Origin of the sequence: Janthinobacterium sp. SUN128 (genome assembly GCF_030587275.1) — a bacterium.
Lineage (GTDB): Bacteria > Pseudomonadota > Gammaproteobacteria > Burkholderiales > Burkholderiaceae_D > Janthinobacterium > Janthinobacterium lividum.
This window is the reverse complement of sequence record NZ_JAPWHY010000001.1, coordinates 2,576,469-2,592,079: the sequence shown is the minus strand read 5'-3', so window position 1 is coordinate 2,592,079 and position 15,611 is coordinate 2,576,469. Positions and strand designations below refer to the sequence as shown.

Here is a 15,611-nt window from a genome sequence, read left to right as displayed (position 1 = left end):
TATTACAGGGTGGCAGTCCAGTGGTCGAGCTGCTGCGTGGTGGCCGTCACGCCGCCGCACACGATGACCAGCACATTGCGGTAGGGCGCCAGTTCCTGCACCTTGCCGTAGACGGCCGCCAGCGCCGCGCCGCAGGCCGGCTCCACTACCAGGCGCTGGTCGGTGATGAAGCGCTGGCAGGCATCGACGGCGGCCTGGTCCGACACCACCACGCTGTGCAGCAGGCGCGTCTGGCTGATGGCGAATGCCTGCGCGCAGACCTGGCGCGCGGCCAGCGACGTGGCGATGCTCGTCACAGCCGGCAGGGTCACGTGTTCGCGCGCGGCCACGGCCGCCGCCAGCGAGGCCGCGCCTTGCGTTTCCACGGCCACCAGGGCCACGTCATCCCAGCCGTTGCGCTGCAAGCCTTCGGCCACGCCGGCCAGCAGGCCGCCGCCGCCCACCGACAGCACCACCGCGTCCGGTTTCAGGCCCGCGCGCGCCACTTCATCGATCATGCCGGCGTGGCCCTGCCACAGCAGCGGGTCGTCGAACGGATGCAAGAAGGCGTCCTGCGGCGTGAGCATCGACTGCGCCAGCGCGTTCGCTTCCTGCCACGCGGCGCCGTGCACGATGACTTCGGCGCCTTCCTGCGCGATCAGGGCCCTGGCCCGTTGGCTGGTCGTTTCCGGCACGACGACGATGACGGGAATGCCCAGCTGGCGACCCGCATAGGCGACGGCGATGCCGGCATTGCCGCCGGAAGAGGAGATGAAACGGCTGGTGCCGCGCCGCGCATATTCTTCGCAGGCGAGGCCGATGCCGCGGATCTTGAAGGAGCCTGGCGGTTGCAGGGCTTCGAGCTTGAGCCAGATGGCGCGTTCGCTGTGCAGGCTCAGGGCGCGTGAGTTGAGCAAGGGAGTTTCGATGTGCAGGGCCATGCGTGTTCCTGGTAGACAGTCAGGCCAGCATCATAGCCGAAGCGCCCGCGCCACCGTGTCACCCTTGCAGGGAGTGTTACTGCTGTTAATTCAGCGGGGCGCTCTTGAGCTGATGCGTGCGCGCCACTTCCTTCATCGCTTCGAGCAGGTCGTCGCGCAGCTGGCGCGGCAGCTTGCCAAAGAATTCCTCGTCGTTCTGGTCGGCCATCTCGGCCAGCACGGGCACCAGCGCCTCGCCTTCCGTGGTCAGTTCGATCGAGTGCTGGCGGCGGTCGGCCAGCAGGATGGACTTGCTGACCATGCCCTTGCTTTCCAGGCGGTCGATCAGTTTCGATACGGCGCCCTTGCTCATGCCGGACACTTGCGCCAGCACCGTGGGCGAGGTGCAGCCCAGGCGGAACATTTCGCGCAGCACCACCCATTCGGAGACCGTCACGCCATTGGCTTCGGCTTTTTTCTGGAAGCTGTGGGAAACGTGGTTGGAAACGAAACGCAGCCAGTAACCGAGGTGGGCTTCCAGCTCGCTGACGGGGACGCTGTTGGGATGGGCGGATTGCGGCATGGCGGCCGCTTCAAAATTATGGCTCATTTCTTTTCCTTCACTGGGCGGCGTTGCCGGCATGGTTAAGGCCTTCACGCTTGCTGTCGAGTGGTTTGTTTGGGAACAATCATCGTGCTTGAGATAGTTTTAACACTGTTTTCACAGGAAATCACTTACCGGCAAAGAGTTTTTCCTTTTTTCTTGCTCTGGAGAGATAAAAAAACAATATCAAGCAAATAATCGTATTGCCAGAGAGGAAGATTAAAAAAATAACTCATGTTGCATCAATGGTAACAGCATTTTTGCCGAATTGATAAATATTTCATATCATTCGGTGCGCTTGCCCACACACGGCGTATTGCCCACGCGACAGTGCGGGGTTTTCTTGCAGAAATGCGGCCCGCTCAGGCCAGCACCACCTTCACGCCCGCGTCGCGCAATACTTCGGCAAAGCGGGGCGGTGGCGGCGCATCTGTAAACAAGATGTCGATTTGCGCCAGGTCGGCCAGGCGCACCAGCGCCTTGCGGCCGAATTTATGCTGGTCGGCCACCAGCCACACTTCGCGCGACTGCTCGATGATGGCTTGCGCCACCTTCACTTCGCGCGCGTCGAAGTCGCGCAGGCTGCCGTCTTCGTCGATGCTGGAAATGCCGATGATGCCGATGTCGACCTTGAACTGGCGGATGAAGTCGATGGTGGCTTCGCCGACGATGCCGCGGTCGCGCCCGCGCACCACGCCGCCGGCCACGATGACTTCGCAGGCGGCGTTGTCGGCCAGGATGGCGGCCACGTTCAGGTTGTTCGTCACCACGTGCAAGCCCGTGTGCCGGCCCAGCGCGCGCGCCACTTCCTCGGTGGTCGTGCCGATATTGATCAGCAGCGAACAGCCGTGCGGCACCTGCGTGGCGACGGCGGCGGCGATGCGCCGCTTGGCGTCGCTGTTGAACACCTGCCGCTGGCTGTAATCGATATTCTCCACGGACGAGGGCAAGCCGACGCCGCCGTGGTAGCGGGCCAGCAGGCGCGCTTCTTCCATCTGCTTGACGTCGCGGCGCACGGTTTGCGGCGTCACGCCCAGCTGCTGGGCCAGCTCTTCGACGGACATGGTGACCTTCTGGCGCACCACTTCGAGCAGGCGGCGCTGGCGGGGATTCAAAATCATGGATTTGTCTCTTTAAAAATCATAAACGAACAGAAACGAACAAATAGTGATGAAAATATGTTGCTATGAGTTCGCATTCTGGCGTATCTTATTCATATTGCATGCGTATTACCAGATGGTGATCTTAACGACAGTCGCCGGCGATGCCTAGTCTTTCCTCGCCAGCGTGTCCCCGACATACACGGAGTCCCGATGACCGCAGCACAGCAAGGTGTGGAGACAGCGATGGCATGCGATGTGCTGGTGGTGGGCGGCGGCATCAATGGCGCCGGCATCGCGCGCGATGCGGCCGGGCGGGGCTTGTCCGTGGTGCTGTGCGAAAAGGACGACCTGGCCGCGCACACCTCATCCGCATCGACCAAGCTGATACACGGCGGCCTGCGCTACCTCGAATACTATGAATTCGGCCTCGTGCGCAAGGCGCTGATCGAGCGTGAAGTGCTGCTGCGCTCGGCGCCGCACATCATGTGGCCGCTGCGCTTCGTCATGCCGCATGCGCAGGGCCAGCGTCCCGCCTGGCTGATACGCGCCGGCCTGTTCCTCTACGACATGCTGGCGAAGCGGGAAATCCTGCCGGGCTCCAGCGGCATCGACCTGATGCGCCACGCGGCCGGCAAACCGTTAAAACCCGAGTTCAAGCGCGGCTTCGTGTATTCCGACGGCTGGGTCGACGATGCGCGCCTGGTGGTGCTGAACGCCATCGATGCGGCGGACAACGGTGCACATGTGCTGACGCAGACGCGCTGCACGGCCCTGTGGCGCGACGGCGCGGGTGCGGACGCTTCCTGGCAGGCGACTCTGCTGCGGAGCGACGGGCGTGAGCTGTCCGTGCGTGCGCGCAGCGTCGTCAATGCGGCCGGGCCGTGGACGGCCGAATTCCTGCAGCAGGCGGCGCCCGGCGGACAGGGCCGGCATTTGCGCCTGATCAAGGGCAGCCATATCGTCGTCAAGCGCCTGTTCGAGCATGATCACGCGTATATCTTCCAGCATCCGGACGGGCGCATCGTGTTTGCCATTCCGTATGAACACGATTTCACCCTGATCGGCACCACCGACCTCGACTATCACGGCGACAGCGGCAAGGTGGAAATCGACGACGAGGAAATTCGTTACTTGTGCGAGCTTTCCAGTTACTATTTCAGCAAGCCCATTGTGCCTGCCGATGTGGTGTGGACGTATGCGGGCGTGCGCCCGCTGGTGGAAGACGCGGCGGCCGATGCCAAGGCCGTCACGCGCGATTACCGCTTCGAACTGGACCAGGAAGGTGCGCCGCTGCTCAGTGTTTTCGGCGGCAAGATCACCACCTTCCGCAAGCTGGCCGAGGAAGCGCTCGATGTGCTGGAGCCGTTGCTGGTGCCAGAGCAGAGCAAGCGGCGGCGGGCCTGGACGGAGCAGGCTTGCCTGCCCGGCGGCGATGTGTATGGCGCCGTGCCGCAGAATAGGGCCGTGCGCGAGTTCGGCCAGTTCGTGCAAGGCTTGCAGCGCGAGTATGCGTGGCTGCCGGCGGCGCTGGTGGCGCGCTATGCGCGCGCCTACGGCACGCGCATCCACGTACTGCTCGATGGCAGGGCGGACGTGGCGGCCATGGGCGAAGAAATCGCCGCCGGCCTGTACGCGGCGGAAGTCGACTATTTGCGGCGCCATGAATGGGCCGTCAGCGCGGCCGACATCCTGTGGCGGCGCTCCAAGCTGGGTCTGCACCTGCCGCGCGAGACGGCGGATAGGCTCGATGCCTGGCTGTTGCAGCACCCTTTGCCGTAAGCACAACACGTTGGCGACCGCGCTCCACAGAGGGTGCGGCGAAGAATAAGAAACCATCACTGGAGGAGAAGCGCGTGCAACTGGTACTGGACAAGATCAGCAGGAAGCAGGGGGCTGACGACTTTTTATATCCGATGTCGCTGGCCTTGGTGCCGGGCGCCATCAACGTCTTGCTGGGCACCACGCGTGCCGGCAAGACGACCCTGATGCGCGTGATGGCGGGCTTGGACAAGCCCAGCGGGGGCACCGTGACGGCCGATGGTGTCGATGTGACGGGCGTGCCCGTCAGCCGTCGCAACCTGGCCATGGTGTACCAGCAATTCATCAACTATCCGGCCTTCACCGTCTACGACAATATCGCCTCGCCCTTGCGCTTGCGCAAGGTGCCCGAGGAACAGATACGGGCGAAAGTGCTGGCGCTGGCCGAGCGCCTGCATATCACGCCGTATCTGCAGCGCACGCCCGGGGAACTGTCGGGCGGGCAGCAGCAGCGCACGGCGCTGGGGCGCGCGCTGATCAAGGATGCATCGTTGCTGCTGCTCGACGAGCCGCTCGTCAACCTCGACTATAAGCTGCGCGAGGAATTGCGCCGCGAATTGACGGAACTGTTTTCCAGCGGTAGCACGACGGTCGTATACGCGACCACGGAGCCGTTGGAAGCGCTGCAGCTGGGCGGCCACGTGGCCGTGCTGCACGAGGGACGCCTGCTGCAGCAGGGGCCGACCCTGGACGTTTTCAATGCCCCCAATTCCATCGATGTGGCGCGCACCTTCAGCGACCCGCCCATCAACCTGATCCCCGCGCGCGTGGATGCGCACGGCGTGGCGCAGGCGGCGGACGGCCTGTCGATACACCTGAGCGGCGAACAGCGCGCCCGCCTGGGCGACAGTACGGAGGTGATCCTCGGGGTGCGCGCGCACAGCCTGCATCTGTCTCCCCAGTCCGATGGCGACGTGCCCATCGCGGCGCAGGTGGACCTGGCGGAAATCAGCGGCTCGGAAACCTATGTGCATGCGCGCCGCGGCGAGCTGGCCCTGGTGGCGCAGCTGGGCGGCGTGCACAACCTGGAGATCGGCAGCGCCTGCACCGTGTATTGCCAGCCGCATGCCTTGCTGATCTTCGCGCAAGACGGCGGGTTGCTGTTTGCACCGGGAGGAGCTTGACATGGCGCGCATCGAACTGGTCGACCTGGCCCACGCCTACAAACCGAACCCGACGGCGCCAAGCGACTACGCGCTGCGGCCCATGAGCATGGAGTGGCATGACGGCGGCGCGTATGCCTTGCTGGGACCGTCCGGCTGCGGCAAGACGACCTTGCTCAATATCATTTCCGGCCTGGTGAAACCGTCGCATGGCAAGGTGCTGTTCGACGGCAAGGACGTGACGCAGCTGCCGACTGAGGCGCGGAATATCGCGCAAGTGTTCCAGTTTCCCGTCATCTACGACACCATGACCGTGCACGACAATCTGGCGTTTCCGTTGCGCAATCGCGGCTGGAAAGAGATCGAGGTGAAAAAGCGCGTGCAGCAAGTGGCGCAGATGCTGGAATTGACGGGCGACCTGAAATTGCGCGCCAGCGGCTTGTCCGTGGATGCCAAGCAAAAGATTTCGCTGGGACGGGGCCTCGTGCGTCCCGACGTGGCGGCCGTGCTGTTCGACGAACCGCTGACGGTGATCGACCCGCATTTGAAATGGCTGTTGCGCAGAAAATTGAAGGAAATCCACCACGAACTGAAATTGTCATTGATCTACGTCACGCACGACCAGGTGGAAGCGCTGACCTTTGCCGACCAGGTGGTCGTCATGACGCAGGGCGAAGTGGTGCAGACGGGCAGCGCGCAAGCCCTGTTCGAGGAACCCGAGCACACGTTTGTCGGTTATTTCATCGGCAATCCGGGCATGAACTTGCTCGATTGCACCTTGGACGATGGCGGCGTGCGCGTGGCGGGGCAGCTACTCGCCGTGTCCGCCGCCGCGCGTGCGGCGCTGTCCGGCGCACAAGGAAAAATCACGGTGGGCGTGCGGCCCGAATTCGTCGAGTGCGTCAAGGCGTACCCGGGAGAAGAGGGGGGCGACCACTGCCTGGATGCCACGGTCACGGCCGTGCGCAACATGGGTACGCATTACCTGGCGGAATTCCAGCTGGGTGGCGCGACGGTGGCGGCCAAGCTGCGCGCCATCGATGCCGTCGCGGGAGATGCCGTGCGGCTGCGCTTTCCGCCGCAACGCACCTTGTTCTATGTCAACGATAAGCGGGTGGCCTGATGATACATAACGGTAAAACCGATAACAACCGCCGCGCCTGGCTATTGATCCTGCCCGTGTTGCTGTGCGTGGCCTTTTCCGCCATCCTGCCGCTGATGACGGTGGTGAACTATTCCGTGCAGGATATTCTGAGCCCCACGCAAAAGGTCTTCGTGGGCACGGAGTGGTTCCGCATGGTCATGCTGGACGGCGACCTGCACAGCGCCTTGCTGCGCCAGCTGCTGTTTTCCGGCTCCGTGCTGGCGATCCAGATTCCGCTGGGCATTTTGATTGCCCTGTGTATGCCGGCCGACGGCTGGAAGGCGTCGCTGGCGCTGGTGCTGATCGCGCTGCCCTTGCTGATTCCCTGGAACGTGGTGGGCACCATCTGGCAAATCTTTGGCCGCGGTGATATCGGCCTGATGGGCTATACCCTGAACCAGCTGGGCTTTGACTACAATTACAACGGCAATTCGCTCGACGCCTGGCTGACGGTGATGGTGATGGATATCTGGCACTGGACGCCCCTGGTCGTGCTGTTGTGCTATGCGGGCTTGCGCGCCATTCCCGACGCGTATTACCAGGCGGCCCGCATCGACGGCGCCTCGCGCCTGGCCGTGTTTCGCTACATCCAGCTGCCGAAACTGCGCAATGTGCTGATGATCGCCGTGTTGCTGCGCTTCATGGACAGTTTCATGATCTACACGGAACCGTTCGTGCTGACGGGCGGCGGACCGGGCAATGCGACCACCTTTTTGTCGCAGTACCTGACGCAAAAGGCCGTGGGCCAGTTCGACCTGGGGCCGGCGTCCGCTTTTTCCCTGATCTATTTCCTCATCATCCTGCTGTTCTGCTTTGTGCTATACACGTGGATGCAGCGCGTCGGCACGGGAGACCAGAAATGATGCACAAGAAAATGAGCAGTGCCATCCTCGTCGTCTTTTTGCTGGCGTCATTGTTGCCCATCTACTGGATGCTCAACATGTCGCTCAAGACCAACGAGGAAATCGTCGGCGTACTGAGCCTGTGGCCCCAGCAACTGACGTTCGCCAACTACCACACGATTTTTACCGACCGGTCGTGGTACAGCGGCTACATCAATTCCATGATTTACGTGGCCTTGAACATGGTGATGTCGGTCACGGTCGCCTTGCCGGCCGCGTATGCCTTCTCCCGCTACAACTTCGTGGGTGACAAGCATTTGTTCTTCTGGCTGCTGACCAACCGCATGACGCCGCCCGCCGTCTTCCTCGTGCCATTCTTCCAGCTGTATTCGACGGTGGGCCTGATGGATACGCACCTGGCAGTGGCGCTGGCGCACATGGTCTTCAACGTGCCGCTGGCCGTGTGGATACTGGAAGGTTTCATGTCCGGCGTGCCGAAGGAAATCGACGAGACGGCGTATATCGACGGCTACAGCTTTCCCCGCTTCTTCATCCGCATTTTCTTGCCAATGATCAAGTCGGGCGTGGGCGTGACGGCCTTCTTCTGCTTCATGTTCAGCTGGGTGGAACTGTTATTGGCCCGCACCTTGACGTCCGTCAATGCTAAGCCGATTGCCGCCACCATGACGCGCACCGTGTCGGCGGCCGGCATGGACTGGGGCGTGCTGGCGGCGGCCGGCGTGCTGACCATCGTGCCCGGCGCGCTGGTGATCTGGTTCGTGCGGCATTACATTGCCAAGGGTTTCGCGATGGGGAGGGTGTGACATGGAAAATACCGATAGCACAGCCAGCCTGTTCGGCTGGATGGCGTGGACGCCGGAAGTGGCCATCTTCTTTATTTGCATCGGCCTGATGCTGGCCGGCATGACGGTGTGGCAAATCCGTTCGCCCAGCATCGAACGAAAAGGTTTCCTGCCCATGCCGACCACGCGCGGCGACCGTTTGTTCATCGGGCTGTTGACGGCCGCGTATGTCAATCTGGCGTGGGCGGGGTTCACGGAAATGCAGCAAGCCATTGGGGCTGCGATCAGTTTTGTCTTGTTGTTGGTTGTAATGCGTTGGGGATGACCGGCTTGCCGGTGTTGATGGATGCCGTACCGCCAGCAGGCGGCCGGTAAAAACTATAAAAGGAGATTCACGATGAAATTGAAGTTCACGGTCTTCGCGGCTGCGGCCATGCTCGTGTCGAATGCGGCCCTGGCGGACGCCAAGCAGGCGCAAACCTGGATCGACAAGGAATTCCAGCCATCCAGCCTGAGCAAGCAACAACAGCTTGCTGAAATGAAATGGTTCATCGATGCGGCGGCCAAGCTGAAAGCCAAGGGCATCAAGGAAATTTCCGTGGTCTCGGAAACCATCGACACCCACGTCTACGAATCGAAGACCCTGGCCAAGGCCTTCGAGGAAATCACGGGCATCAAGGTGCGCCACGACATCATCCAGGAAGGCGACGTGGTGGAAAAGCTGCAGACCTCCATGCAGTCCGGCAAGAGCATCTATGACGGCTGGATTTCCGATTCCGACCTGATCGGCACGCATTACCGCTATGGCGCCGTCGAGCCGCTGTCCGACTACATGGCCGCCAAGGGCAAGGAATTCACGAATCCGGGCCTGGACCTGAAGGATTTCATCGGCATCAGCTTTACGACGGCGCCCGATGGCAAGGTGTACCAGTTGCCCGACCAGCAATTCGCCAACCTGTACTGGTTCCGCGCCGACTGGTTCGCGCGCAAGGATTTGCAAGCCAAGTTCAAGGCCAAGTATGGCTACGAGCTGGGCGTGCCGCAGAACTGGTCCGCGTATGAAGACATCGCCGACTTCTTCACGAATGACGTGAAGGAACTGGACGGCAAAAAAGTCTATGGCCACATGGATTACGGCAAGAAAGACCCATCCCTGGGCTGGCGCTTCACGGATGCGTGGCTGTCGATGGCTGGCGCGGCTGACAAGGGCATTCCGAACGGCATGCCTGTCGACGAATGGGGTATCAAGGTGGCGGCCGACAAGTGCACGCCCGTGGGTGCATCGATGTCGCGCGGCGGCGCCACCAATTCGCCGGCGGCCGTCTTTGCGCTGACGAAATACATCGACTGGATGAAGAAATACGCGCCGCCGCAGGCGAACGGCATGAATTTCTCGGAATCGGGTCCCGTGCCGGCACAGGGCGAAATCGCCCAGCAAATCTTCTGGTACACGGCATTTACGGCTGGCATGACGAAACCGGGCTTGCCGGTGGTGAACAAGGACGGCACGCCGAAATGGCGCATGGCGCCGTCGCCGCACGGTCCGTACTGGAAAGAGGGCATGCAGAACGGCTACCAGGACGTCGGTTCCTGGTTCCTGTTCAAGTCCACGCCGGATGACCGCAAGGCCGCCGCCTGGCTGTATGCGCAATTCGTCACGTCGAAAACCGTGTCGCTGAAGAAATCCATCGTCGGCCTGACCTTCATCCGCGATTCCGACATCCGCCACGATTATTTTACGAAACACGCGAACGAGTACGGCGGCTTGATCGAGTTCTACCGCAGCCCCGCCCGCGTGGCGTGGACGCCGACGGGCAACAACGTGCCCGACTATCCGAAGCTGGCGCAGCTGTGGTGGAAGAACGTGGCCACGGCCATCACGGCGGAAAAAACGCCGCAAGCCGCCATGGATAACCTGGCCGAGGAAATGGACCAGGTCATGGCGCGATTGCAACGTGCCGGCATGAAGGCGTGCGCGCCCAAGCTCAATCCCAAGGTCGATCCGAACCAGTATCTGTCGGACCAGCACGCCCCATGGAAAAAGCTGGCGAATGAAAAGCCGAAGGGTGAAACGATTGCCTACGACAAGCTGCTGCAAGCCTGGAAAGAAGGCAAGGTAAGGTAAACTGCCTGCACTGTCCTGAGGGCACGGAGTGAACACCCTCCGTGCCTGTTTTTACCCGCTTTTCGCACCACCAGACAATGACCAAATACATACTTGCTTTAGATCAGGGCACCACCAGTTCGCGCGCCATCCTGTTCGACCATGCGGGACGGCCGCACGCCAGCGCGCAGCGGGAATTTCGTCAGATTTTCCCCCAGCCGGGCTGGGTCGAGCATGACGCGGGCGAAATCTGGGCGTCGCAAGAGGGCGTGCTGCAGCAGGTCTTGCGCGACAGCGGCGTGGCCGCTTCCGACGTGGCCGCCATCGGCGTGACCAACCAGCGCGAAACGACGGTGCTGTGGGAGCGCGCCACGGGCGAGCCCGTCGCCAATGCCATCGTCTGGCAAGACCGCAGAAATGCGGCTTACTGCGAGCAACTGGTCGAGCAGGGCAAGGCGGACTTGATCCAGCAAAAAACGGGTCTCGTGCTGGACGCCTATTTTTCCGCCACCAAACTCAAATGGCTGCTCGACAACGTTCCCGGCGCCCGCGCGCGCGCCGAGCGGGGAGAGCTGGCCTTCGGCACCGTCGACAGCTGGCTGATTTACAAAATGAGCGGCGCCCATTTGACGGACACGAGCAACGCGGCGCGCACCATGCTGTTCAATATCCACACCCTGCAGTGGGACACGGATCTGCTGGCGCTGCTGGACATTCCCGCCTCCTTGCTGCCCGACGTCGTGCCATCGAGCGGCGTGGCGGCGCACACTTACACAGAATTGCTGGGCGTGTCCGTGCCGATCGCCGGCATCGCAGGCGACCAGCAGGCGGCCACGTTCGGCCAGGCCTGTCTGAAACCGGGCATGGCGAAGAATACCTACGGCACGGGCTGCTTCATGCTGATGAACGTGGGCAAGCGCCCCTTGCCATCGAAAAACCGTCTGCTGACGACGGTGGGCTGGAGCCTGGGCGCGGGCAGCGACAAGACCGACTATTTGCTCGAAGGCAGCGCCTTCATCGCCGGCGCGGCCGTGCAATGGATGCGCGACGGCATCGGCATCATCCGCGACTCGTCCGAAGTGGAGGCGCTGGCCACCAGCGTGCCCGATTCGGGCGGCCTCGTCTTCGTGCCCGCGTTCGCGGGCCTGGGCGCGCCGTACTGGGACCCGTATGCGCGCGGCACCCTGATCGGCATCACGCGCGGCACGGGCAAGGCGCATATCGCGCGCGCGGCATTGGAGGGCGTGGCTTACCAGAACGTGGACGTGCTGTCGGCCATGCAGGATGACGCGGGCATCGCCTTGAGCGAGCTGCGCGTGGACGGCGGCGCGGCCCGCAACGACATGCTGATGCAGTTTCAGGCCGACATCTTGAATGTGCCCGTGGTGCGCCCCGTGGTGACGGAAACGACGGCCCTGGGCGCCGCCTACCTGGCGGGCCTGGCCGTGGGCTTCTGGGAATCGCAGGAAGAAATCGCCGCCCAGTGGCAGGTGGGACGCCGTTTCGAACCGGCCATGGCGGCCGACGAACGCCTGACGCGGCTGCACAAATGGCAGCGGGCGGTGGAGCGCTCGCGCGACTGGAGCGAGTGACTGCTTACTGGCCTGGCCTTGCCATCAGCTTTGTCGCCCGCTTCAGCAGGCCCGGCAGCAACAGGGCCGCACCGGCGGCGCACAGGGCGCTGGCGGCATAGGCTAGGCCCGCCGTGATCGATTGCGTTGCAAATGCCAGCGCGAAACTGCCATATAGCACCGCGCCGCACAGCGCGCCCGCGCAGGCCGACAGCCAGTGGCCATGGGCCACGTCCACACGCCGCGCCAGCGCGCCAAAGGCGGCGATGCACAGCCCCAGCATCAGCACGCCAAACAGAGAGAGGCTTGCAGCAGCGCCAATCGGCTCCGCATCGGCGGCGGCCATCGACGGCACTGCGCATGCGGCCACCAGGCCAAAACCGGCGGCAAAGGCAAGTATCTTCATGGTCAGGATTTCACGTAATACACAAGGTAGCCCACGGTTTCCCTGGGAACGGAATACAGGTCGCGCAGCTCGAAATAGGGCGCGTGCACGTTGCCGCTGACGGCGATGCCGCTGCGCTCCAGCGCCAGCCGGAAGCGGGGCACGTGAAAATATTGCGTGGCAACCATGGCCGTGCGCCAGCCATGCTGGCGCATCAGGGCCGCCGCATTGCGGGCCGTGGCGTCCGTGGTCCAGCCTTGATTATCCTCAAGGATGGCGTTGGCGGGCACCCCGCGCGACTGCAGGTAGCGGGCCATGGAAGCGGCCTCGTCGAAACCTTCCTTGCCCGTGGCCCCGCTGACGAGGATGTGCGGCGCCCGGTGTTCCTGGAATTGCTTGAGCGCCACGTCGAGGCGCGCCTGCAGGCGGGGGCTGGGCGTGCCGTCGGGCGCAATCGTATTGCCCGGCACGACGATCACGTCGGCGGGGGCCAGCTTGTCGTTGAGTCCTGCCAGCACCAGGGCGGCGGTGGCCAGCAGGAAAACACCGGCAGTGCTTGAACCGAGCAGTATTATTTTTCGCATTGCGCATCATCAAGTTGGGAATGGACGCATGATACCCGTCCATTCCCGCCGGCGTCAGTTCGCCTGCGCCTTGCGCGCGCGCTGGTTCGACAAGTAGATATTGTCCTTTTCCAGCGGCTTGCCCTCGCGCACGGCAGCGAGCCAGTCCTGCGTGCTGGCGACGGCGGCGAAATTCGAGTGGAAGACGGCGCTGAAGACGCGGTGGATTTCCTCGGCGCTGGCCGTGCCGCCCGCGTTGGCGTAGGGCAGGGTGCCAGTGGCATCCTGCAGGAATTCGACGTGCAAGCCATCGTGCGCGGCGTGGTAGATGGTAGCGGCGTCGCAATTGTGCGTCATGTAGCCGACCACCGTCAGGGTGTCGATGCCGTGGCCCTCCAGCCAGGCGCGCAGGTCCGTGCCCGCAAAGGCGCTGCCCATGACCTTGTTGATGCGGTGGTCAGCGGCAAACGCGGCCACTTGCGGATGCAGCTGCCAGCCGTCGCTGCCCCTGGCGAAGATGGGCGAGGCTTCCGGCGCATCGTGCTGGACGACGATCACGGGCACGCCGGCGGCGCGGGCGGCGGCCATGGCAGTGACGATGTTCGGCAGGGAAATATCGATGGACGGATATTCGATGGGCATGTCGCCCGTGAAGTATTCATTTTGTACGTCTATGACGAGCAGGGCGCGGCGCGGGTTGGTGGATGTTGCGGCAGACATGGATAACTCCTGGCATGGTTGAACGGGGAAGGGCTTCCCCGATACCGTCATTGTCTGCCCGTATGCTGTCAATAAAAAGTGGCCCGAAGGCATATCTACGATAAAATCGGGCCATGACTACTATTCCCGCTTCTGCCTCTCCCTTGAGCGTGGCCGTGATCGCCTTCGACGGCATGACGCCGTTTCACCTGTCCGTGCCTTGCCTCGTGTTCGGCGCCCAGACGGACGAGGCCGATCTGCCGCCTTTCCACGTGCGCGTGTGCGCCGCCGATCCCGCACCCCTGCGCACGGCGGCCGGCTTCGGCATCACGCCCGAGTTCGGCCTGGAAGGACTGGAGGGGGCCGATATCGTCATCATGCCCGCCTGGCACGACGATTGCCGCGATGCGGCGACGCCCCTGGTCGCGGCGCTGCAGGCGGCCAGCCGGCGCGGGGCGCGCATGGTGGGCCTGTGCCTGGGCGCGTTTCCCCTGGCACAGGCAGGCTTGTTGGATGGCAAGAGCGCAGCCACGCACTGGGGCATGGCGGACCGGCTGGCGGCCCGTTATCCCAAGGTCAGGGTGGACCGGGAAGTGCTGTACGTGGATGATGGCGGCGTGCTGACGTCGGCCGGCGTGGCGGCCGGCCTCGATTGCTGCCTGTATCTGCTGCGCCAGCTGGCGGGCGCCGAGGTGGCCAACCGGGTGGCGCGCCGGCTGCTGGTGGCGCCGCACCGCCAGGGCGGGCAGGCGCAATTTATCGCGCGTCCGCTGCCCGTGTCCGGCAGCGAAGGGCGTTTTGCCGAGGTATTGGCCAGCGTGACAGGCGATTTGGGGAAGGCGCACAGCATCGATGCGCTGGCCGAACAGGCCGCCATGAGCCGGCGCAATTTTACGCGTCACTTCCGCCAGGCCATGGGCACCTCGTTCAAGCAGTGGCTGCTGAATCAGCGCCTGGCGCATGCGCAAGGCTTGCTGGAGAAAAGCGCGGCATCGATCGATATTGTGGCGCAAGAGGCCGGCTTCGGCACGGCCTTGTCGCTGCGCCAGCATTTCCGGGCCAGCTTGCAGACGTCGCCATCGGCGTATCGCAAGCTGTTCCGGCAGCAGCTAATTCCTGCCGGACGACCATAGCGCCGCCGGGTCGCGGCTGCCCTGCGGCAGCTTCGCGCTGACGGCGATTTGCCGCGCAAGGAAGGCGGCAGGCTCGAAGGCGTAGCGCTCCTGGAAGGAGACGGTTTCCGCGCTCATCAGTTCGGCGTAGGTCTGCATCAGGGTCGAGGCGGAAACATGGTTGCCTTGCTCCAGGTAGGTGGCGATGGCGGCCAGCAGCACGGGGTAATCGGCATTTTCCTTGCTGCCGCCAAAGTTGAACGACAGCTGCCCGCAGGCGCGCCAGATGGGGTCAAGTTCCCCCTCCGGCACCGCCTGCGTGCGCAGCCATTGCAAGGCCTTGAATGGCGGGCCGCCAAATGACGGCGGCGAAATGATCGCCTGGATGGCCACCTTGACGGCTTCACCAATTCTTCCTGCGCGCACATACTGGCCATGCAGCAGCACCAGCGCATCCGTGTATTCGGGCACGATGGCGAGCGCCGCTTCCAGCAGCGCGATGGCCGCGTCCGGGTTGCGCTGCGCAATCAATTCCTTGGCCTCCAGATAGGCGGCGCGCGGCGAAGCTGGGTCGTCGGCCAGCGATGGCGCGCCGACATATTCGTCCTCCGCTGCCGCGCAGGCTTGCAAGAACGTCGTCAGGCTGGAAAAGTGCGGCTGGATGCGCCACTCGTCGTGCCACGTCTCGACGACGATAGGTTCGGATGCTTCGCGGCCGATGGGCCAGTACAGGCCGAAGGTGTCGCCATTGCCCAGTGCGCCTTCGGAAAAGGGGGTGAAGCCGAGGGGCGGGTAAGGCGTGTCGTGTTGCCAGTCCTTGTCTGTCGAGATATGGGCGAGGCGTGCGGGTAATAGCATGGG

The 15,611-nt window shown here is 63.3% G+C and carries 16 protein-coding genes; 9 read left to right on the top strand and 7 right to left on the bottom strand.

The genetic code is table 11. From position 1 onward, the window contains the following. Positions 1–2: 2 nt before the first annotated feature. The 3 genes from O3297_RS11755 to O3297_RS11745 form a co-directional block, all read right to left on the bottom strand. Positions 3–920, bottom strand: a complete 918-nt coding sequence (locus O3297_RS11755) for a pyridoxal-phosphate dependent enzyme (protein WP_305048774.1) — start codon at positions 918–920, stop codon at positions 3–5. A gap of 85 nt (positions 921–1,005) precedes the next feature. After that, positions 1,006–1,509, bottom strand: a complete 504-nt coding sequence (locus tag O3297_RS11750; protein ID WP_052139937.1) for a MarR family winged helix-turn-helix transcriptional regulator — start codon at positions 1,507–1,509, stop codon at positions 1,006–1,008. 356 nt (positions 1,510–1,865) lie between these two features. Beyond that, positions 1,866–2,624 carry a DeoR/GlpR family DNA-binding transcription regulator gene (locus O3297_RS11745; protein ID WP_170846299.1) on the bottom strand — a complete coding sequence of 253 codons (759 nt, stop codon included), beginning with the start codon at positions 2,622–2,624 and terminating at the stop codon, positions 1,866–1,868. 192 nt (positions 2,625–2,816) lie between these two features. On the opposite strand from O3297_RS11745, the gene glpD reads away from it, so the two are divergent. From glpD to glpK, 8 genes are all read left to right on the top strand, one after another. Continuing rightward, on the top strand, positions 2,817–4,385 hold the full coding sequence (gene glpD, locus O3297_RS11740) for a glycerol-3-phosphate dehydrogenase (protein WP_305048773.1): 1,569 nt from the start codon (positions 2,817–2,819) through the stop codon (positions 4,383–4,385). A gap of 74 nt (positions 4,386–4,459) precedes the next feature. Then, complete coding sequence (locus O3297_RS11735; protein ID WP_305048772.1) at positions 4,460–5,548, top strand: ABC transporter ATP-binding protein; 1,089 nt, start codon at positions 4,460–4,462, stop codon at positions 5,546–5,548. A gap of 1 nt (position 5,549) precedes the next feature. After that, complete coding sequence (locus O3297_RS11730; RefSeq protein ID WP_305048771.1) at positions 5,550–6,650, top strand: ABC transporter ATP-binding protein; 1,101 nt, start codon at positions 5,550–5,552, stop codon at positions 6,648–6,650. After that, the gene (locus O3297_RS11725) at positions 6,650–7,534 is read left to right on the top strand and encodes a carbohydrate ABC transporter permease (protein ID WP_034754965.1); all 885 of its coding nucleotides are present in this window, start codon (positions 6,650–6,652) and stop codon (positions 7,532–7,534) included. The genes O3297_RS11730 and O3297_RS11725 overlap by 1 nt, the downstream gene beginning before the upstream one ends. Then, the gene (locus O3297_RS11720) at positions 7,531–8,337 is read left to right on the top strand and encodes a carbohydrate ABC transporter permease (protein WP_099400550.1); all 807 of its coding nucleotides are present in this window, start codon (positions 7,531–7,533) and stop codon (positions 8,335–8,337) included. The genes O3297_RS11725 and O3297_RS11720 overlap by 4 nt, the downstream gene beginning before the upstream one ends. A gap of 28 nt (positions 8,338–8,365) precedes the next feature. Next, positions 8,366–8,641, top strand: coding sequence for a DUF2160 domain-containing protein (locus O3297_RS11715; RefSeq protein WP_034779613.1), 276 nt, complete (start codon positions 8,366–8,368; stop codon positions 8,639–8,641). Between the two features lie 72 nt (positions 8,642–8,713). Further along, entirely contained in the window at positions 8,714–10,441 is a 1,728-nt protein-coding gene (locus O3297_RS11710; protein WP_034779106.1) for an ABC transporter substrate-binding protein, read from the top strand. A gap of 77 nt (positions 10,442–10,518) precedes the next feature. Continuing rightward, positions 10,519–12,012, top strand: coding sequence for a glycerol kinase GlpK (gene glpK / locus O3297_RS11705; RefSeq protein WP_305048770.1), 1,494 nt, complete (start codon positions 10,519–10,521; stop codon positions 12,010–12,012). 4 nt (positions 12,013–12,016) lie between these two features. On the opposite strand, the gene O3297_RS11700 is transcribed toward glpK, so the two are convergent. Genes O3297_RS11700 through O3297_RS11690 form a run of 3 tightly spaced genes read right to left on the bottom strand, consistent with a single transcriptional unit; the run spans position 12,017 to position 13,659 of the window. Beyond that, positions 12,017–12,397: a hypothetical protein gene (locus tag O3297_RS11700; protein WP_305048769.1), complete on the bottom strand. Its 381-nt coding sequence runs from the start codon at positions 12,395–12,397 to the stop codon at positions 12,017–12,019. Between the two features lie 2 nt (positions 12,398–12,399). Then, positions 12,400–12,960, bottom strand: a complete 561-nt coding sequence (locus tag O3297_RS11695; RefSeq protein WP_305048768.1) for a YdcF family protein — start codon at positions 12,958–12,960, stop codon at positions 12,400–12,402. Between the two features lie 54 nt (positions 12,961–13,014). Then, positions 13,015–13,659 (bottom strand): cysteine hydrolase family protein, encoded by a 645-nt coding sequence (locus O3297_RS11690; protein ID WP_305048767.1) that lies wholly within the window; start codon positions 13,657–13,659, stop codon positions 13,015–13,017. 113 nt (positions 13,660–13,772) lie between these two features. Between O3297_RS11690 and O3297_RS11685 the strand changes: the two genes are divergently transcribed. Then, a complete protein-coding gene (locus O3297_RS11685; RefSeq protein WP_305048766.1) occupies positions 13,773–14,771 on the top strand; it encodes a GlxA family transcriptional regulator in 999 nt (332 codons plus the stop codon). Here O3297_RS11685 and O3297_RS11680 read toward each other — a convergent pair. Beyond that, positions 14,748–15,608, bottom strand: a complete 861-nt coding sequence (locus O3297_RS11680; RefSeq protein ID WP_305048765.1) for a tetratricopeptide repeat protein — start codon at positions 15,606–15,608, stop codon at positions 14,748–14,750. The two genes, O3297_RS11685 and O3297_RS11680, sit on opposite strands and share 24 nt — an antisense overlap. Positions 15,609–15,611 lie beyond the last annotated feature (3 nt).